Origin of the sequence: Aquimixticola soesokkakensis (assembly GCF_900172375.1) — a bacterium.
GTDB classification, from domain to species: domain Bacteria; phylum Pseudomonadota; class Alphaproteobacteria; order Rhodobacterales; family Rhodobacteraceae; genus Aquimixticola; species Aquimixticola soesokkakensis.
Map to the genome: position 1 here is coordinate 63,187 of NZ_FWFS01000008.1, position 18,607 is coordinate 81,793.

General features: G+C 56.7%; 16 protein-coding genes and 1 tRNA gene. 10 read left to right on the top strand and 7 right to left on the bottom strand.

Features of this window, described 5'->3' with window-relative positions; all coding sequences use genetic code 11:
* Positions 1–127: 127 nt before the first annotated feature.
* From ttcA to rpmH, 4 genes are read right to left on the bottom strand one after another with little or no spacing between them, the layout of a single operon-like run.
* Positions 128–1,033, bottom strand: a complete 906-nt coding sequence (ttcA, locus tag AQS8620_RS11050; protein WP_085836966.1) for a tRNA 2-thiocytidine(32) synthetase TtcA — start codon at positions 1,031–1,033, stop codon at positions 128–130.
* A 4-nt stretch (positions 1,034–1,037) separates the two neighbouring features.
* Entirely contained in the window at positions 1,038–1,316 is a 279-nt protein-coding gene (gene yidD / locus AQS8620_RS11055) for a membrane protein insertion efficiency factor YidD (RefSeq protein WP_085836967.1), read from the bottom strand.
* A complete protein-coding gene (rnpA, locus tag AQS8620_RS11060) occupies positions 1,313–1,804 on the bottom strand; it encodes a ribonuclease P protein component (protein ID WP_085836968.1) in 492 nt (163 codons plus the stop codon). The genes yidD and rnpA overlap by 4 nt, the downstream gene beginning before the upstream one ends.
* Before the next feature lie 36 nt (positions 1,805–1,840).
* A complete protein-coding gene (gene rpmH / locus AQS8620_RS11065; protein ID WP_037911188.1) occupies positions 1,841–1,975 on the bottom strand; it encodes a 50S ribosomal protein L34 in 135 nt (44 codons plus the stop codon).
* A gap of 392 nt (positions 1,976–2,367) precedes the next feature.
* Here rpmH and AQS8620_RS11070 point away from each other — a divergent pair, with 392 nt between their 5' ends.
* Together AQS8620_RS11070 and AQS8620_RS11075 are read left to right on the top strand one after the other, a co-directional pair.
* Entirely contained in the window at positions 2,368–3,786 is a 1,419-nt protein-coding gene (locus AQS8620_RS11070; protein WP_234990458.1) for a sensor histidine kinase, read from the top strand.
* A 58-nt stretch (positions 3,787–3,844) separates the two neighbouring features.
* A tRNA-Arg gene (locus AQS8620_RS11075) sits at positions 3,845–3,921 on the top strand.
* Here the strand turns inward: AQS8620_RS11075 and AQS8620_RS11080 are convergent.
* Positions 3,884–5,416 (bottom strand): recombinase family protein, encoded by a 1,533-nt coding sequence (locus tag AQS8620_RS11080; RefSeq protein ID WP_085836970.1) that lies wholly within the window; start codon positions 5,414–5,416, stop codon positions 3,884–3,886. The two genes, AQS8620_RS11075 and AQS8620_RS11080, sit on opposite strands and share 38 nt — an antisense overlap.
* Before the next feature lie 810 nt (positions 5,417–6,226).
* On the opposite strand from AQS8620_RS11080, the gene AQS8620_RS11085 reads away from it, so the two are divergent.
* Both AQS8620_RS11085 and AQS8620_RS11090 read left to right on the top strand, forming a co-directional pair.
* Complete coding sequence (locus AQS8620_RS11085; protein WP_085836971.1) at positions 6,227–6,589, top strand: hypothetical protein; 363 nt, start codon at positions 6,227–6,229, stop codon at positions 6,587–6,589.
* 111 nt (positions 6,590–6,700) lie between these two features.
* Positions 6,701–7,009 (top strand): hypothetical protein, encoded by a 309-nt coding sequence (locus AQS8620_RS11090; RefSeq protein ID WP_085836972.1) that lies wholly within the window; start codon positions 6,701–6,703, stop codon positions 7,007–7,009.
* A 145-nt stretch (positions 7,010–7,154) separates the two neighbouring features.
* On the opposite strand, the gene AQS8620_RS11095 is transcribed toward AQS8620_RS11090, so the two are convergent.
* Positions 7,155–7,610 carry a very short patch repair endonuclease gene (locus AQS8620_RS11095; RefSeq protein WP_085836973.1) on the bottom strand — a complete coding sequence of 152 codons (456 nt, stop codon included), beginning with the start codon at positions 7,608–7,610 and terminating at the stop codon, positions 7,155–7,157.
* Positions 7,611–7,643: 33 nt separating this feature from the next.
* Here AQS8620_RS11095 and AQS8620_RS11100 point away from each other — a divergent pair, with 33 nt between their 5' ends.
* The 6 genes from AQS8620_RS11100 (at position 7,644) to AQS8620_RS11125 (ending at position 17,254) form a co-directional block, all read left to right on the top strand.
* The gene (locus tag AQS8620_RS11100; RefSeq protein ID WP_234990459.1) at positions 7,644–9,260 is read left to right on the top strand and encodes a DNA cytosine methyltransferase; all 1,617 of its coding nucleotides are present in this window, start codon (positions 7,644–7,646) and stop codon (positions 9,258–9,260) included.
* Entirely contained in the window at positions 9,257–10,744 is a 1,488-nt protein-coding gene (locus AQS8620_RS11105) for an ATP-binding protein (RefSeq protein WP_085836974.1), read from the top strand. The genes AQS8620_RS11100 and AQS8620_RS11105 overlap by 4 nt, the downstream gene beginning before the upstream one ends.
* Entirely contained in the window at positions 10,741–13,449 is a 2,709-nt protein-coding gene (locus AQS8620_RS11110) for a Z1 domain-containing protein (protein ID WP_085836975.1), read from the top strand. The genes AQS8620_RS11105 and AQS8620_RS11110 overlap by 4 nt, the downstream gene beginning before the upstream one ends.
* Complete coding sequence (locus tag AQS8620_RS11115; RefSeq protein ID WP_085836976.1) at positions 13,412–14,431, top strand: PD-(D/E)XK motif protein; 1,020 nt, start codon at positions 13,412–13,414, stop codon at positions 14,429–14,431. Before AQS8620_RS11110 ends, AQS8620_RS11115 begins: the two co-directional genes overlap by 38 nt.
* A gap of 4 nt (positions 14,432–14,435) precedes the next feature.
* A complete protein-coding gene (locus AQS8620_RS11120) occupies positions 14,436–16,511 on the top strand; it encodes an AIPR family protein (RefSeq protein ID WP_159453234.1) in 2,076 nt (691 codons plus the stop codon).
* Positions 16,512–16,669: 158 nt separating this feature from the next.
* Positions 16,670–17,254, top strand: a complete 585-nt coding sequence (locus AQS8620_RS11125) for a hypothetical protein (protein ID WP_085836978.1) — start codon at positions 16,670–16,672, stop codon at positions 17,252–17,254.
* Positions 17,255–18,054: 800 nt separating this feature from the next.
* Here the strand turns inward: AQS8620_RS11125 and AQS8620_RS11130 are convergent.
* Entirely contained in the window at positions 18,055–18,597 is a 543-nt protein-coding gene (locus AQS8620_RS11130; RefSeq protein ID WP_085836979.1) for a winged helix-turn-helix transcriptional regulator, read from the bottom strand.
* Positions 18,598–18,607: the final 10 nt, after the last annotated feature.

Genomic DNA, 18,607 nt, shown 5'->3' on the forward strand with positions numbered 1-18,607 from the left:
GTTTGACCCTTTCGTGAGAGATCTCATCACGGTTGTGAGGGTCGTCGCGTCCTGAGTCATCCCGAAAAATCCTTCGCAGTTCCAAACCGGTCTGCGTTGACTTTAGGGGGAGAAATCTACCGAGTTATTAACGCAAGAGCGGAATCTCGGTCAAATTTTCACCTTCAGGAAGAGTGCCTTGGCCCCCCGTGCCCTCTGCGCCCTCGCTCACTGTGCGCATCAGTCCCGCAAAGTCGAAGAGGCCGGTATCAAGCATATGCGAGGGGCGGATATTGGTCAGCGCCTTGAACATTACCTGCCGCCGACCAGGGCTGTTTTTTTCCCAACCGTCCAGAATTTGCTTTACCTGCTGGCGTTGCAACCCATCCTGCGAGCCGCAAAGGTCGCAGGGAATGATCGGGTAATTCATCGCGGCGGCAAATTTTTCGCAATCCACCTCTGCCACATGGGCCATGGGGCGATAGACGAATAAATCGCCCTCCTCGTTCACCAGCTTGGGGGGCATGGTCGCAAGGCGTCCGCCATGGAACAGGTTCATGAAAAAGGTTTCGAGAATATCGTCGCGGTGGTGGCCCAGAACGACGGCAGAGCAGCCTTCCTCGCGTGCGATGCGATACAGGTTCCCGCGCCGCAGCCGTGAACACAGCGCGCAAAAGGTGCGACCTGCGGGAACCTTGTCCATCACGATGGAATAGGTGTCCTGATATTCGATGCGGTGCGGCACCTTCATTTTTTCCAGAAATTCCGGCAGAACGGTGGCGGGAAACCCGGGCTGGCCCTGATCCAGATTGCAGGCCACCAGTTCGACGGGCAACATGCCGCGCCATTGCAGTTCATGCAGGATGGCAAGCATCGTGTAGCTATCCTTGCCGCCCGACAGGCACACCAGCCATTTCGCGCCGCGTTCGATCATCCCGTAGTGTTCCACCGCTTCGCGCACGTTGCGCACAATCCGTTTGCGCAGCTTCTTGAACTCGGTGGTGGAGGGCGCGCCGTGAAACAGCGGATGGATGTCGTCGAGATCGTCGAGCATGGCTTTAGTCCTCGGAGGGCGGAGACGGGGAGGAAGAGGAGGGCGTAGAGGGAGCGCGTTTTGCCGCAGGAACAGGGTCATAGCCTGTGCCACCCAGCGGGTGACAGCGGCCGATGCGGCGCAGCGTCAACCAACCGCCGCGCAGGGCACCATGGGCTTCGAGCGCTTCAAGAGCATAGGCCGAGCAAGTCGGCTGATACCGGCAATTAAAGCCGATCCAGGGTGAAAACACCAGCCGGTAGGCGCGCACAGGAAGCGCAAAAAGACGGGCGAGCGGGCTCACGGGCGGGACGGGTCTGGGGTGCGGGCGGGGCGCGGGGTCTCGTCGTGCACCCTGCGAAGGGCGTAGCGCAAATCCTTGAGCATCAGCTCGAAAGGGCGCTCTGCCGTGTCGCGGGCCTTGCCGATCAGCACATAGTCCCAGCCGGTTTCGCCCAGATCCGCGAGCGTCAGACGCGCGATTTCGCGCAAGCGCCGTTTGGCGCGGTTGCGGGCGACGGCATTGCCGACCTTCTTGGAACAGGTAAATCCCACGCGGACGCCAACAGCGGACTCGTCCTCGGTTCGCTTGCGCGCCTGCAGCAAGAATCCCGAAGTGCCCTGTCGTTTTGCCCGCGCCGCTTTCAGGAAGTCGGCGCGTTTGGACAGGATCGTTAAAGCCTGCGGGGGCATCACCGGCGCGTGGGACGAAGGCGTTGCACACGACAAAACCGCCGGCGCTGTGTCCTCGGCGGCGGTAACGCGTGCCTCGGTTGCTTCCGGCGGTGTCATCGTGGTGCCTCGCAGAAATTGCCTTGCGGCAATGCCTTATGCGCTGAGCGACTTGCGGCCCTGCGCACGACGTGCGTTGATGATTTTGCGGCCAGCTTTGGTCGCCATGCGCGCACGGAAGCCGTGGCGACGTTTACGAACGAGGTTGCTCGGTTGGTAGGTGCGTTTCATCGCGCCATCTCCATCGGTTTGAACGGTCTAGCCCAAATCCTCGAAAGGATTCGAAGGCGGGGGTAACTCTATGAAGCCCGCTCTCTAAGGGGCAAGGGCGCTCTTGTCAATTCAACGATCCCGGTCAGGGAAAATAAATCCTGCGCGGCCGCTCGTTTGCGCGCATCAACGGGCGCTGTGATCCCGCGCCGCAGGGGCGCATCGGGGCGCTGTCATCGTATGGCGGGCATTGTTTTCTATGTAAATGCCGGAAAATGAGCAAGATTCCGTAGAATGCAGGCGCGGCAGTTAACAAAATCGTGCCACAGCACTACATTGACCGCAAGGTAGCACAGGTTGCCACATGAATTCGCCAAAGTCCCACAGGCTTGGCCCTATCGGAGATAAGCACCGTGCCGCGGGTGGCGTCCTTTTTAAATACCCTGTCGGGGCGATTCCTGATCCTGACAACCGTCTTCGTGCTGATCGCCGAGGTCCTGATTTTCGTGCCTTCGGTGGCGCGATATCGTGAGGACTTTCTGCTGTCGCGCCTTGAGCGGGCGCAGATCGCTTCGCTCGCCTTGCTGGCCAACGATATGATCGACATCGGGCTGGAGGATGAATTGCTGGCCAATGCCGAGGTCTTCAACGTGGTATTGCGGCGCGACGAGCTGCGCCAGCTTGTGCTGTCCTCCCCCGTGCCGGGACCGATCTATGCGACCTATGATCTGCGCGATGCGGGGGCCTTTACCTTGATGGGCGATGCGATGCGCGTGCTTTTCGACCCCACAAACCGCGTCATTCGGGTGATCGGCGATCCGGTGAAAAAGGCGGGCCTCTTGATCGAGGTCACGATGGAAACCCAGGGCTTGCGGGTCGCGATGATCGACTACGGCTTGCGTATTCTGGCGCTTTCGGCGGTTTTGTCGGGGTTGACGGCGGTGCTTTTGTTCCTCGCCGTGCGCAGCTTTGTGGTCAAACCGGTGCGCCGCGTGGTGGATGCGATGACATCGTACACACAAGCGCCCGAGGATGCGCGCAGGATTATCGAGCCGACCGCAGGGGTGCGTGAACTCTATGAGGCGGAATTGGCGCTGCGCACGATGCAGACCGAGCTGACATCGGCCCTGCGTCAGAAGGACAGGCTTGCGCAGCTGGGCGGGGCTGTCGCGAAAATCAGCCACGATTTGCGCAATATCCTGACCACCGCGCAGCTGTTTGCCGACCGGTTGGATGCGTCGGAAGATCCCGCCGTGGCGCGCGCCGCGCCCAAACTGGTGAACTCGATCCACCGCGCGGTGTCCTTGTGCGAAACCACGCTGGCCTTTGGCAAGGCCCAAGAGCCGCCTCCCGCGTTGACGGGGGTGCGTCTGAGCGACCTGGTGGCAGATGTGATCGAAAGCGAACGTCTTGCCATAGACGACTACGATCTGAGCTTTGCCGAAGATGTGCCCGCGACCCTTGTGGCGCGCGCCGATCCCGAACAGCTGTACCGCGTCGTGTCCAATCTGGTGCGCAATGCGCGTCAGGCGATCATGGCCACCGGTAAGTCGGGCGAGATTGCCGTCGTTGCCTTGGAGACCAGCGACGAGTGGACCATTTCCGTCAGTGACACCGGCCCCGGCCTGCCGCCCAAGGCGCGCGAACATCTGTTCCAGCCCTTTCAAGGGGGAACGCGCAAAGGCGGCTTTGGTCTCGGGCTTGCGATTGCCTTCGAGTTGATCAAAGGCCACGGCGGCCAACTGGATTTGCAGGACACGGGGGCGGGCGGCACAACCTTTTGCATCCATCTCCCCAAGGCGGTGGCGGCTCTGGAGGCGGTTGTTGAATAAATTTTAAATTTGTCTCTTGCCAACCCCAGTCACTCCCGTTACATCGCCCCACATGAGCGCACCCGTAGCTCAGCTGGATAGAGTACCTGACTACGAATCAGGGGGTCAGAGGTTCGAATCCTCTCGGGTGCACCAAAATTCCATCACCGGTGTTTGCGCCCGATAAGGCTTTGAAAGCAAAGGTGGTTTTTGCTGTTCGAAGTCCATTTTTCCGGCAGTATGGCAGACGCTCCGAAAAGACGACTTTCAGCACCATCCGCTTCCACCCGAAGTCCCGATTTCTCCATATTTTACAAGGGTCCGACAATACCTCCATGGATTGTTCGAACAACTCCTCGAACTGGGGCTGTTTCTTGCCGAGATTCTGAGCCTCCTCCTTCAAAACCAGCGCATCGCGTTGCAGGTCGGAGATCTTTTTCTCGTAAGCCGCAATGACGTCCGGGTTCGTGGTGCTCACGATCCGATCCAGAAATTTTCCGACCTCGGCCTCAGCCTTCCGGGCGAGCATCTGGGCACTTTTCCGACGCTCAGAACGGTGCGCCTCGCGCTGTGACCACATGTCCGCGAGGATAGCATGCGCTGCATCCCTGACCTCGGTGCTGGGCTGAAGCTCATCGAGTAGCCTCAGAAACTCCATCTCGAGCTTGTCTCTGGGAATTGCCTTGTGTCGGCTTTCGCAGCCATTGCCTCGACAGGTGTAGTAGGGATACTTGTTTCCTCTACCGTTGGTCGCCCAATATGCCGTGAGTGGGACACCGCAGTCGGCACACACGATGAAGCCGCGCAGCGGAAAATCCAGCGCGATGTCCTTTCGGAAGGGGGCATTTGCTGATTGGGCGAGCCGTTTCAGGATTTTCTGGTGGGTGTCCATGGAGATCAGCGGCTGATGTTTGCCGTGCGTTCGTGGAATTCCCCAAGGCTCGTAGTCGAAGTAGCCTGCGTAAATACTTCTCTTCAGCATTTCGGAAACGAAGCTGTTGCCGATGGGGGCCTTGCGGACTGCGAGGAAATCAGGGTTGGTTTCGATGAAATGCTGAATTTCCGCATGGGTCTGGAAATGACCCGACGCGTATCCCTCAAGAGCCGCTTTGGCGACCGGCGCCAGCACCTCGTCGGGAACCATCATCTTCCCCTTGCCGTCGGGCCTGTAGCCGAAAGGCGCCTTGAAGCACCAGTAGCCTTCCGAAAGTCGTGCATGCGTTCTGCGCCTGGTCTGGGCCGCATTCTGCTTCCGGTGATACTGATCGACCGAGACTTGGATGTTCTCGTTCAACTCGCCCTCTGGCGTATAGTCGAACCGGAAGGTCGGGCACGAGAAGCGGGCGCCCGCTACCAATGCGGCGTCTTTGATTTCATGGTATATTTTTACGTCACGACTGACGCGGGACAACGCGTCGAAAACCACGACGACGCTTTTGCCCTTATTCCTCGACAGCCACTTCCTCAGGTCTTTCAGACCCTGTCGGTCGGCGCTGCCCCCGGAAGTATCGTCAGTGAAGACTTCCACGACCTCAAAGTCGTTCATTTCGCAATGATCGTTGCAAATCCTGATTTGCGAATGAAGGCCATTGCCCTCACTAACCTGTTTCAGGCTCGAGACTCGCGCGTATATTGCGGCGATATTTGGCATGTTTCACTTTCCATTGAAGACATTGGATTATCTTTGCGGCGGCGCCCCCACCCCAAAAAAGGTGATGAGGGGGCGCTGCCTTTATTAAATCAGGGCAACCAAGATGTGCCAGTTTCCTCGGGTCCCCACATGCATTTCAGAATATCTCGAAGTGCTTTTGCAGTTTCGAGTCTCTGCTCATGATTTAGACCCGGGGTCCTGATAAGTTCGGCGTATTTCTGCAACTGCTCATCCGAACATTCGCTTTCATCGCCTTCATGTCGATCGCAAACTGTTTGCGGTCGGAATGGATCTTTGTCTTTGATCATCCACCTTCGATTGCATCGGCTATGAGCCGTTTTCAGATCGAGCAATCGCGCCCGGACGTAGCCGGAATGACTACTTCAAGGTATTTCGCGAGCGAGGGATGATATTATTTATTTGTTGGGCAACGTTGTTTGCCGCTTTGGATCCTTCGATTGTTGCCCTGACAGCCTCGACGGATTCAGAGCATATTTTGGCTTGATGTAGGCGGCGTTCTATGGCCGTCAAGGTGGGCGGTCAGGAAGCCCCTTATCTTTCAGTCGCATGTAATATTAGCCAGTCGCCGGCGACACGAAACGATTTGTGAAATTTTTTAATTCACTCCCGCTGAGACCGTGATCGGCATAGGTGGCTGCAAGGGAAATGGAGGGAGTGCGGTCTCGAGTCGCCTATCGGTTCGGCTCTTTTGGGTGAGAGCCGACGCGACAGGGACTTCGAGAGATGAGCTGAAGGGATGGTCGTGATCTTGACCCGGCGCGGTGCCGGACTTTCGAACAGGAGAAGCACATGTTCGACCATTACCAGACTAACCCCGTCTTTGTTGCCCTTCCGGCGCGAGATCCGCTCCGCATTTTTGTCGAGAGGCACCGAGATGGCTTGCTTAGTGCAGCTGCCCTACTCGGCGGCAAAAGAGGTGTCCGCCTGGTGCAGGCTATCATTCAAGATCTTCGCGCCAGCCGAGATCTTTCCGTTAAGTGCGCAAGGAACCTACAGACATTGCTCGATCTTCTGTCGCTCAACTTCTGCGACGATGATGCGTGGGATGGGGAGCTCTCGTTCTACGATATCGATCCGATGAGCCCGACTGTCGAAGAGATCTGCCTCCTGACTGACGGACTTCGTCAGGTTGTCTTGGACGCGGCGAAGTAGATTGTGGCGCAATCTATGACGTCAGGCTGCCGACCCTCCTTGGTCGGTAGTCCTTGAAGGTGCGGGGTTCCAGATCGGCCTGTCGGCCGACACTCGCACCGGGAGACTGGCATGAACCATATGCCACTTTTCTCGCTGTCGGAAAACGACGCGACGACCGTTCGAGGCTTCCTCGAGCGCAATGACGTGGGGCTCGCCGATATCCTCGATCGCGCTTCTGGTCTCGTGGGTCTCGACCTTCTGAACGATCTCCTCGTCGTCTTGGCGAAAAGCGAGCCGAACCGTTTGGAGGTCGTCCAGCTCCTGCGAGCCATCGAAGCCCTGCTCGTTGCAGCCCGGTGCCAAGATGGCGAGTTAGAAGCGTCCTTGCGCTGGCACGGAACCCGTATCCACGACCTCGGCGCTTTGTTGAGCCGCTGATCGTCACTGCCCCGACCAAGGTGGTCGGGGCAGTTGGCCCCTCGGTCATCGGTCTCAGGCAGGCACTTCAATCATCGCGTCGACTGCCGCTCAGCGGAACTCGAAAATCAATTCCCCTTGGGGATCGCCATCGAAGCTGTGCCAGTCAAGTCGGTCCGTGGGAGGGAAGGACCGCGAAATCCTTCTTTCCTTGGATCCAGAGCAGCAGTTCAGCCAGCGCCTGTTCTCGACTATCTCCTCGGAGTGCGCACTCCCATACAATGCCGACACGCCAGTTCGCGTTGTTCAGTGCGGTTGTCGCATTCCGATCACGCTCAATGTTCGCCGCGAACTTTGCAGCCCAGAAGTCTTGGTTCGACTTCGGTTCAGCTGCAAAGCGGCATCCTTCGTGACGGTGCCAGAAGCACCCATGAACAAAAATGACGGCCCTGTAGCGGGCAAGGACGATGTCCGGACTTCCTGGGAGCTTTCGGACATCGAGGCGATATCGTAGTCCTTGTGCGTGGAGATACCGTCTGACCATCAGTTCCGGTCGGGTGTCCCTACGCCGGTTTGCTGCCATCATCCTGGACCTTACCTCAGGTGATACTGTATCGACCATGAAATTGCCTCACGGGCCCCCTTTGCTCCTCTGATGAAATGGTTCAATGTGCGACGAATGAAAGAAGCTTTCGGAATTGTTGACCTGTTCTCCGGGCCGGGCGGCCTTGGGGAGGGTTTTTGTGCATACGATGGACCGGGCGGTGGTTTCGAGATAGAAGTATCGGTTGAGAAGGATCCGGTGGCGCATGGAACGCTCAGGTTGCGTGCATTTCTCCGCCGCTTTGGGACTCAATTTCCGCCAGAATACATAGACTTCTTGAACAGTGGTGGTCCGGAACCGAATTGGTCGGAGCTCTATCCGAGACAATGGACCCTCGCCGAGCGAGAGGCGCTCAATCTCACGCTGGGCGAGCCTGAAACCACAAGGATATTGGACGAACGCATTGCCGATATTCGGCGACGGCGTGGTGATCGAATAATCCTGATAGGAGGTCCGCCTTGCCAAGCCTACTCGCTTGCTGGTCGCGGCCGAAAACCGAGTGATCTCGGATATGTGGCACACGAAGAGAACCGCCATCTACTGTATCAGGAATACATCAGCGTCCTCAGGAAGTTGCGTCCTGCCGCTTTCGTCATGGAAAACGTCAAGGGGATGCTGTCCTCCAGCATCGAGAACCGCAAGGTCTTTGAATTGGTTACCGAAGACCTGAAGTCAGGCGGTGGTTCGGCGGAATATGTTCTATTTCCACTCGCCGGCGGTAATGATGTCGTCCAAGACATCAAGCCGAGTGATTTTGTAGTTGCTGCGGATGACTACGGAGTTCCCCAAGCGCGTCACCGCGTGATTATAGTCGGTATTCGTCGCGACTTGATGCAAGAGTCTGAGGCGTTCTCGCCACCTCGGCTCGCCACCGTGGAGCGTAGAGCCACCGTTCAAGATGTGCTGCGCTCAATGCCGAAGCTTCGTAGTGGCATCAGTGCTCGGGGGGGTCATGTGGACGACTTGGCTGACTGGAGAAATATAGTAGCCGCCGGTGCCACAAAGATCGCGGCGATGCCGCACGGTCTGGCAGGGAAGGTCGAAGAAAAATTCGTCGATGCCCTCGGTGCCGTCAATCGAGCCCACAAGATCGATGCTGTGAAACGCAAGGACACGGTCGGTGGCACGAAGTTGCCGGATACCTGCCCGGATGAACTCCGTCGATGGCTGGAAGACGGCCGCTTGACGCGGCTAACGCTCCATGAAACCCGCGGCCACATGGGAGGTGATCTCGAGAGGTATCTTTTCGCGTCATGTTGGGCCTCCGCTACGGGACGATCCCCAAAGGCAAGTGATTTTCCGGATGGTCTTGCGCCCAAGCACGGCAACTGGAAATCAGGTAAGTTCAATGATCGCTTCCGGGTCCAGCCGTGGGACACCCCGTCTTCGACCGTGACCTGTCACCTGTCGAAAGACGGCCACTACTTCATTCACCCTGATCCTGCACAGTGCCGCAGCATGACGGTGCGTGAAGCTGCGCGGTTGCAGACGTTTCCCGACAACTATTATTTCAGGGGGAACCGCGGCGAACAGTATATCCAAGTCGGAAATGCGGTTCCGCCATTCCTCTCCGCAAAGATAGCGAAAGCCCTGCATCCGGTTCTGGCGCAATTGGTTGATGGGCGCGCGCCCTTGCGCATCGGTGATCAGGTTGAGGTTATTGCGTGACAGATCACTTCGTTGAATCGGAAGTCACATATCAAGAGGTGCGCCCGAACGCTGGCGCGCTCATCGAAAGCCTCCGCGACATCGGCTACACGATGTCGAGCGCCTTGGCCGACATCGTCGACAATTCTTTGTCAGCCGACGCAACGAAGATCGCGATCAAAGTTGCGTCAGACCCCGACGACGCAGCAATTGGTATCATCGACAACGGCGTCGGGATGTCGGCGCCCGAATTGCTCGAAGCCATGCGCCCTGGTTCGCGCTCTCCGACTGAAGCGCGGGAAGCAGAGGATCTTGGTAGGTTCGGCCTCGGGCTGAAGACGGCGTCTTTCTCACAGTGCAGACGTCTGACTGTAGTCACCCGTCGCGAAAATGTCGTCTCCGTGGCGATTTGGGATTTGGACGTGGTGGTCGCCAAGAACGCCTGGGTTGTCGAAATACGCCCGTCGGCGGATGGCATCCGGTTCGCCGATCTCGTGGGGCATGAAGGCACACTCATTCTATGGGAAAAGCTCGATAGAGTTGGCTTGGAACTCGGAAGCCAGAACTTCCTGAGGGTCATGGACGAGGCCTCAAGGCATCTCGAGTTGGTGTTCCATCGTTTCATGAAATCGGAGAAAGGTCGGAAAGCAGTCTCGTTCGAGCTCAACGGACGGAATCTCGTGCCGGTCGATCCCTTCGCGGAATGGCATGACGCAACTATCAGGCAGGCGGAAGACCGCCGCGTCGTGAATGGTAGCACGGTTACGATCCAGCCCTTCGTCCTGCCGCACCGAAACAAAGTGGATTCTGAAGTTGAATGGAAAAAGATGGGCCTTTGGGACGGCCACATGAAGTCGCAGGGCTTCTATCTATATCGGAATAGACGTCTTATTCGTCACGCGACGTGGTTCCGGATGGCGCCTCAGCATCGTTTGACCCAGCTCGCCCGCGTGCGGATCGATATCGGCAACGAAAGCGACGCAGATTGGAAGATTGACGTGCTCAAGGCTTCGGCGTCGCCACCGCCTGCCATTCGAGATTATCTAAGAAAACTGATCGAGGGGCTCGGGGGGAAATCGAAGCAGGTATATCGCAAGCGCGGCGCGAAGCTAACTGATGAGAACCCACTTCCGCTTTGGCAACGAACTAAAACAGACAACCGTATCAGCTACACATTAAATGAAGATCACCCCATGGTCGCGGCATTTGCGGCGACCCTGACGGAAGATCAGGAAAACGCATTGGGTGGGATTTTGCGTCTGATTGCGGCGGGCCTGCCGATCGAAGCGCTGTATCATGACATGGCCGAAAATTACACGGACATCAGGCAAGAATGTCTCGATGAGGCAGAGATTCGGGTGAGTGGTCTCAAATTGATCGACCAACTTCGGAAAATGGGACACGATGACAGAGATATCATGGCGATGTTGAAGGTTGTTCCCCCATACGCCGGCAATGAACGAATAATTAGCGAACTGTTGGATCAGCAAAAGGCGGGTAAATGAATATCCTCACTCTGGAGAACATTCGTGGCTTGATCCGGGATTTCATGATCGAGACCCACAGAACCGAAAAGGAACTGAGGGCTGAGATCGACAAATACAGACCATTGGCCCGTGCGGAGGTAACCAGCGACCAACTCTCCGAGCTTTATGACGACATGCGCATCCGTCACGGCGTTCTAATCGAAACCGGAGCCGCACTTGTTGCACCTGGCTTCGAGCCTTGGTTCGATGCGAGACGTCGGCAGGAAACCGATTGGTTCTATTGGGACCGCTATCGGACGCAGCTTGCCAACTCAGGCTTCCCCGGACCTGTGTTGGAGGCGATGAATAAGAAAACCAACCAAGTCATTGAACTCTGCGGCGATCCGCGAGCCGACAGCCCCTTCGATCGCCGCGGCATGGTGATGGGAGATGTCCAAGCGGGCAAGACGGGCAACTATACTGCCCTTGTGAGCAAGGCCGCGGACGTCGGCTATAGGGTCATCATAATAATTGCAGGCATTCATGAAAACCTGCGAAGTCAGACGCAGACCCGGATAGACGAAGGGCTAATCGGGCGGAACAGTGACATCTCACGGTTGGAGAATGCGCGGAACGACGGCTGGGTTGGTGTCGGCCTGATTGATCAATCGCGTGAACCAAGTGCCTTGACTACACGACAGGCGGATTTCCGGAAGGGGCAGGCTGATCAGCGCATTCCGCTCGTGAACATGGAAAAGGAACCTATCGTATTCGTCATCAAGAAGAACGCGAGCGTCCTGAAGAATTTCCTTACATGGCTGAAGGCCTCCAATCTGTCTCGTGGTGGCGGGACGATCGATCAACCCATGATCCTGATCGACGACGAAGCCGATAATGCCTCGATCAACGTGGCCAAGGGGCCTGAGGCGGTTTCTCGTATCAATGGTCAGATACGTTCACTTCTGAACCTCTTCAGCAAGAGCTCCTACGTCGCATTCACGGCTACACCTTTCGCCAATATTTTCATTGACCCAGATCTTCAGCATGAGGAGGCGGGGCGCGACCTCTTCCCTGAACATTTCCTTATAGCTTTGGATCGGCCTGGAAATTATTACGGTGCCGAGAAGGTCTTCTTGGGCGAGCCTGATGAGCAAGCGGAGCGCCCCACGCGGGATATCGTGGACAATGAGCCCCATTTGCCGTTGAAGATGCCGAAGGGGCATCAGGTCCGCGATCTTCCTGAGTCCCTGATGACCGCAATACGTGCCTTCATTATTTCGGGTGCTATCCGCGATCTTCGCGGTCAAGATGACAAGCATCACTCAATGCTGGTGAACGTCTCGCATCTCACGTCGGTTCAGACCGATGTGGCGAACCTTATACGGCATCGTATGAACGATTTCATACTTCCGGCTTTGAACCTTCATTGTTTCCTCCCTCCGGATGAGGCCGAGAGCAACGCAGAAGTGGCTGCGATGAGGAAGGTATTCGACGACGAATATTCCGATTCGGAGGTGCTTTGGCAGGAAGTTTTGCCGGTGCTCAGCCGCGTGGCGGGACGCGCTGCCATATATGAGGTAAACAGCAAGTCAGGCGAGAAGCTTGAGTATCCGAAAGTTAAGGATCCCGATAACGATCAAGTCACGGCGATAGCGGTCGGAGGGTATTCATTGTCTCGGGGGCTGACGCTCGAGGGACTGACCATCAGCTATTTCCTGAGAAATTCGAAGGCCTACGACACGCTTTTGCAAATGGCCCGTTGGTTTGGTTATCGCCCGGACTACGAAGACCTCTGCCGGGTATGGATCAAGGACGAGGCTCGCCGCTGGTATGCCCATATCGCCGAGGCGTCCGAGGAATTGCGGCAAGATTTGCGCTACATGGCCGGGACCGGAGCGAGTCCGCGAGACTTCGGCTTGCGTGTCCAGCGTCATCCGTCAGCATTGGAGGTGACCGCGCGGAACAAGGCCGGAACCGGTCAGGAAGTGATAGTCGAGGTAAGTCTCTCTCGCAGCCGCATCGAGACGACCGTGATCCATGACAACCATCCTGGCACTGAAGCCGAGGAAAATCGGCAGGCGGCGATCCGTCTGTATGGCCGCCTGGCAGGCCGCCCCTTCGACATGGATGGCGAAAGCATGGTCTTCACGGGTGTGTCTACGGAGATCGTGAAGGACTATCTTCAGGATTTCCGAAACCATAGGGATGCCGAACGAACGCAAACCGACCCCGTCATCCGATACATCGAAGAACGCGAGGACGAAAACCTCGATTCATGGGACGTTGTGTTTGTCGGTAGTGAAAAGGCGGACGCTGCCAACTGGGAAGGCTTCGGATTCCCCTTCCGCATCCAGACCCGGACGCCAGCTTCTCGCGAGGATGGTAAGGTGATCGCGACCAGCCGGAGGTTTTCATCGCGCGGGGTGGTCCGGTTCGGCATGGAGGACGCGGCCTTGGAGCAAGTCAGAGAGGAAGCCGCAGCGGAAGGCACGAAGAACATCGCGGACAGTGCATACTTGGCCAAACGGCGTCGGCCTATTCTGGCCATTCACGTAATGGCGCTGATTGACCGAGTAACACAAGAATTGGCTGAGGGGCCGCCAGTTACGGCATGGACAATCGGCTTCCCGACGTCTGAGAAGAAGGGAAAGACCGTCAGCTACCAAGTAAATACGATCTGGTGGCAACAGAACCGTGGCGAGATCGATGAAGAAGTGGGTGAGGCCCTTGACCGGGAAGAGTAACGATCCGTGGTCGGGTATCCCGGCATCGCCTCCCGGTCCGCGCTTGAACGGGCGTCTGGTCGCAGAAAGCAGACCTTGGGAAGTTTTTCGCGCGCTTGACCATCTCGGCCGACGCATCTTGTTTCTCATCCATACACGTGCCTCATTCTCCAGGATCGCACTACCCAAAATTGCAGGCCTTGAGGTTGAGGCGCGGGTGAGAGGCGAGGACGACAAGGGCATCTTATCTGTAACATTGGAGAATGCCGACGACGCGGACATCTTCACCCGTTTCACGGATGACATCATCGAAACGGTTGCCGCAGCTCACGATGAGCAGGCCGCGGTCCAGTCCTTTCTTGGTCGGACTTGGAAATGGCACGCTTTGCTCAAGGGCGCCAGAAAACCGACATTGAGCCGAGAAGTGCAGTTGGGCTTGATTGGCGAGTTGTGGACACTCTTAAATGTCATTGCGCCCTCAAAGGGACTCGTCACGGCGGTCTCGGGATGGCGTGGCTCCCAACGTGCGCCGAAGGATTTCGAGCTGTCAGACCTGTGCATAGAATGCAAAGCGCGTGGCGCGGCCTCGCGCAACAAGGTCCGGATCACGTCAGAACACCAGCTTGACGATGTGTCCGGTCATAAATTGGCGCTACTCGTCCACACGTTTGCATCCGTCAGTAAGGAAGATGTCGGCGCTCTCGATTTATTCGAGATAGTTGGGCAGTTACGCTCTGCAATTGAAACAGACGCACCGCAAGCGTCGGAGGTGTTTGAAGCGTCGCTCGAAGAGACGGGCTATGACGATACTCACGAATATGACGTGGTCGTTCAGCACAGGGCTTTCGACGCCTACCGAGTTGAAAAAGGCTTTCCCAGGATCGTTCCCGGTGCTTTCCCGGATGGCCCGATCGAAGTGGCCTATGATCTTCCTCTCGCTGACCTTAGTCCATTTCGCCTGAGCGAACGCGACTTCGATGACTTGCTTTCGGGTAAGGCCTGACGAAATGACAGAAGACAATCAGTTTGCGGACATCCTCCGGGAAGATATCAAACTGCTGTCCGAAGCTAATGGCACTTCCATGGAAGAAGCCTTCTTTGCCCGTGCCTCGGACACGATCACTGGTTCTGGTGAGATTGAAGCCTTGGAGTATTTTCACCATCGGGGCACGCCTCAGTCCGGAATAAGGGTGGATGGCTGGGGCGGCGATCCGCGGAAGTCCAAGCAGCTCACATTGCTCGTCATAGACCACGCGGACGATCCGCAGGCTCCGACACTGACTGGCACAGAGTTGAATAGCCAGTTCAAACGTCCGCTCAGATTCTTGAAGGCTGCGCTCGATGAGGATTGGCGAAACAGGCTCGAGGAAACATCTCCTGGATTTGAGCTCGCCGACATGATCGCCGCGCGTTGGTCTTCAGTGAAGAAAATACGACTTCTACTGCTCACGGATCGCCGGCTTAGCAGTCGTGTTGATGGGCGGGACATGACCGAGTTTATGGAGCGCGCGGTCAGCTACAGCGTTTGGGATGTCACGCGTCTCGAACGTATCGAAAGCTCTGCGCTTGGACGAGAGGATATCATCGTCAACTTTGAACAGCATGGAGGAGCCATTCCCGTTCTTCCCGCACACATGCCGGACTCACCCTACGAAGCATATCTTGCAGCTCTTCCCGGACCAGTCCTGGCGTCGATCTACGACCGTTGGGAGGCGCGCCTCTTGGAACAGAACGTCCGCGTTTTCCTCCAAGCGAGGGGCAATGTGAATAAGGGCATCAAGAAGACTATTGAAGAAGATCCATCGATGTTCTTCGCCTACAACAACGGAATCACGGCCACCGCCGAGGCCGTCGAAATCGAGAACCGGGATGGCGTGCCGATGATGACACGTCTTACGAACCTTCAGATCGTGAACGGTGGACAGACGAGTGCCTCGATCCATTCAGCACTGCGTGACGGCAAGGACTTGTCGAAGACATTCATCCAGATGAAATTATCCATTGTCGATGCTGAAAAGGCTGAGAAGATAGTGCCGGATATTTCCCGGTATGCGAACAGCCAGAACCGAATTGCTGCCGCGGACTTCTTCTCTAACCATCCATTCCACGTCAGGATGGAGGAGATTTCGCGGAGGCTATACGCTCCAGCCAAAGATGGGAACTTTACGCAGAGCCGCTGGTTCTATGAGCGAGCACGCGGTCAGTTCGCGGACCGTCGGTCCAACTTGACGGCTGCACAGCGCCGGAAGTTCGACCTTGAACACCCGCGAACGCAACTTTTCACAAAGACAGACCTGGCCAAAGCTGAGATGACGTGGCGGGGCCGACCCGAAATCGTGAGCCTCGGAGCCCAGAAGAACTTCGCGAATTTCGCGCACGTCATCGGCAAGGAATGGGATAAGCGAGAAGAAGGCTTCTCCGAGGAATGGTTCAGAAACGCAATTTCAAAGCTAATTATTTTCAGAAGGACGGAGAAGATAGTCTCCGACGCAGCCTCATCTTGGTATACAGGAGGCTTGCGCGCAAATACCGTATGCTACGCTATCTCGAAGCTGGTGCATGACATTTCGGAGAAAGGTCAATCGATTGATCTGCGGCTAATCTGGAACAATCAAGCTTTGCCCGAGCAACTCGTGGATGTCCTCGATCAATATGGCGAGGCTATGCATTTGCACTTACTATCTCCGCAAGCTGGAGGGAGCAACCCAACGGAATGGGCAAAGAAGAAAGCCTGTGTAGAAGCTGCTAGGGTAATGGAGCTGGAGTTACGCAGTGACCTGTCCCAAATACTGATTGGCTCTGCCGAGCGGCGCGAGCGGGTAACCGAAGGGCGTCGCGATCAAAGGGTCGTAAGTGGGATCCAAGCGCAGGCTGCCGTTGCCGAGATGGGGTCCGGCGAGTGGGCCCGCCTGCGTGACTGGGTGCGAGATTCCGGCATGCGATTGTCGCATTCCGAAGATGGAGTTCTGGAGGCAGCAACGCATATCCGCCTTCGTCCACTTTCTGAAGCCCAATCGATAAAGGCGATGGCTGTGCTGGAGCGGGCGCGGGGCGAGGGCTTTCGACCGCCAAATGTGCGCTGAGATCGAAGTCCACCGTGCGCCGTGCCAAAAGAGGCAGACCTGTTCGATGCGATGATGTGGCTTTCGGCATTCTTCCGCTTTCTCCCATCAGAAAGCGGAGGCGAAGATGACAATGAAACTTGGCTTTGAAGTCCAGGAAATGATGGAGAGTGGATCACGTGAGCCGAGACAAGACTTTGACGGTCTTTGCGACCGTTCTGTTCCTGGCCGGTGCGCCGGCCTTGGCTACGGATTGTTCCGCTTGGCCGCGGTTTAGCGCCAGCGAGCCGGCGCTGGCGCCACTCTCGGTGAAGGCTGGCAATATCGGCCCGCACTTGAGCGATTCGCCGCATTCGGATGGGGTCAAGCTCAGCTCGAAGCTGAAAGGCCGCGACCTCTGGATCGATATCACCGCCTTTCCGGGAACCACGAGTGCCGTGGTCGCGCCCCGCATGGTCATGCAGCTTGGGCGACTGGCGGATGAAAGTTTCGATCGGGTAGTGCTGGCAGACGATTCGGAAGGTCTTTTTACCCTGACCGAGCCGGAGGTCCGCATGATCGGGTGTCAGTTCATCTGGGGTCGTGAGGGCGGGCAGAACCCAATAGCGCTGATGCGCGAGATGTATCGCGCGATGCGACACTACGGGTCAGGCGCACCGATCACGACGGCATTCACCGGGCGTTTGCTCGGCGATACGAGCCTTGCGATGCAGATCAACAACGAGATCGTCCTGCCGAAATGGGTGATCTCGGCGGTCCAGTAGAACGCCGGGCCTGTAGCGCCACTTTCGCCTTGCACTCGTGGCCGCTGACCGTGCGTTTACCAATCACGCGGTTTTTTTGGGGGGGGATAGTCGGTGGTAAAATTTGTTGTGGTCTTAGTTTCGCGGGCCACCCCAGAAAACGCAGCAGACGCCCTTAACTTTTCCGAGTTGTTTGAACCGGCTAAGTTGGAAATTTCTATCTCAACAGGCAAGATCGACATGAGTTGACAACGAAGTCTAAACGAGCGCGAGACCCGAAATTTTCTGGGTTGGCGCTGGACGCAATGCGTGCAACGCCAACCCAGATCTTGTCACCAACCCTCAGTCACCGGTTTTTTCGTCCCAAGTTTGCGACGTCGTGTTCGCCGTTGTAGCCATCGACTGAAGAAGCCCGCGAACCGCCATCAACTCATCGAAAAACTTGTTCGAACTTTCTCCTTTTAGGTGCACCATAAACTCAATCTCAAAAATTTATTCTGCCATTGCTTTTAAGGCGTTAACTCGGCGTTTTCGCTTTTTCTTTCCTCTGGTTTTTGCAGTGTTTTCTGCCAACGATTAGACCTCGCTGGCCTCACGCCAGTCGAATATGCAAGCCGATCAGAAGAGGACCAAGACCTGAACAGAGCCAACTAAATTGGCGGACTCAATCGGGAGCAGGTCAGCGGCAGTTGATTGCCGCGCGCCGCAACATTTGGACTGAAGATCGGCGATGCGAACGGAGCTGTCCGTCGTTTCGCTCGATCAAGTGGTTGCTTTTCCTGGATTTCCCGACTTCCATCATTCAGTGAGGTCCGTTCCGGTTAGCTGAAAGTGACTTCGGACGAAATGATCTGACTGATCGTTCCACCACTGTTCACAGCAGTATAGATGGATCTGGGCGGGCGGGCGGCCTCCTCCACGCGACGGCATACCCAGTCCCTTGCTTCCATCGATTTCAGTGACTGAGACAGCGCCCGATCTGTAATCGCCGGCAGGCGTCGCTTGATGTCGATGAAATGGCTTGGCTTGTGGAGCGTCGTCAGAACCGGCAAAGTCCATGACCGGCGCAGCAAGGGCCAATCTTCCTCTGTTGAAACACCGTTAATTTTGTCAGCGATGGCCGCGACCTGTCTTCCCAGGTCCGTGAGCCTGAATTCCGGGCGCAGCGGATGGCCGAAACCGGGGTTTCGTTCAAGCAAGCCCTGTTCGATTAAATGATCCATGCTTTGCGCGAAGGCTGTTCTGCTTGCGCCCGTCGCGGCCAGGAGTGGAGCTTGGCGTCCGGGGGTGCCTGACTGGAGGGCAGATAGGATGGGCATCGCCCAGGCTCTTGAAGTGATGTTGACAAGCAAAATTATGTCCATAAAGTATAGT

Excerpts from the sequence above, each read along its gene's own strand:
- AQS8620_RS11130 (WP_085836979.1), bottom strand. The coding sequence starts at position 18,597 with ATGGACATAATTTTGCTTGTCAACATCACTTCAAGAGCCTGGGCGATG.
- AQS8620_RS11110 (WP_085836975.1), top strand. The coding sequence starts at position 10,741 with ATGAATATCCTCACTCTGGAGAACATTCGTGGCTTGATCCGGGATTTC.
- AQS8620_RS11085 (WP_085836971.1), top strand. The coding sequence starts at position 6,227 with ATGTTCGACCATTACCAGACTAACCCCGTCTTTGTTGCCCTTCCGGCG.
- rpmH (WP_037911188.1), bottom strand. The coding sequence starts at position 1,975 with ATGAAACGCACCTACCAACCGAGCAACCTCGTTCGTAAACGTCGCCAC.
- ttcA (WP_085836966.1), bottom strand. The coding sequence starts at position 1,033 with ATGCTCGACGATCTCGACGACATCCATCCGCTGTTTCACGGCGCGCCC.
- AQS8620_RS11115 (WP_085836976.1), top strand. The coding sequence starts at position 13,412 with ATGAAGAAGTGGGTGAGGCCCTTGACCGGGAAGAGTAACGATCCGTGG.
- AQS8620_RS11120 (WP_159453234.1), top strand. The coding sequence starts at position 14,436 with ATGACAGAAGACAATCAGTTTGCGGACATCCTCCGGGAAGATATCAAA.
- rnpA (WP_085836968.1), bottom strand. The coding sequence starts at position 1,804 with ATGACACCGCCGGAAGCAACCGAGGCACGCGTTACCGCCGCCGAGGAC.
- AQS8620_RS11095 (WP_085836973.1), bottom strand. The coding sequence starts at position 7,610 with ATGGTCGATACAGTATCACCTGAGGTAAGGTCCAGGATGATGGCAGCA.
- AQS8620_RS11080 (WP_085836970.1), bottom strand. The coding sequence starts at position 5,416 with ATGCCAAATATCGCCGCAATATACGCGCGAGTCTCGAGCCTGAAACAG.
- AQS8620_RS11100 (WP_234990459.1), top strand. The coding sequence starts at position 7,644 with ATGAAATGGTTCAATGTGCGACGAATGAAAGAAGCTTTCGGAATTGTT.
- AQS8620_RS11090 (WP_085836972.1), top strand. The coding sequence starts at position 6,701 with ATGAACCATATGCCACTTTTCTCGCTGTCGGAAAACGACGCGACGACC.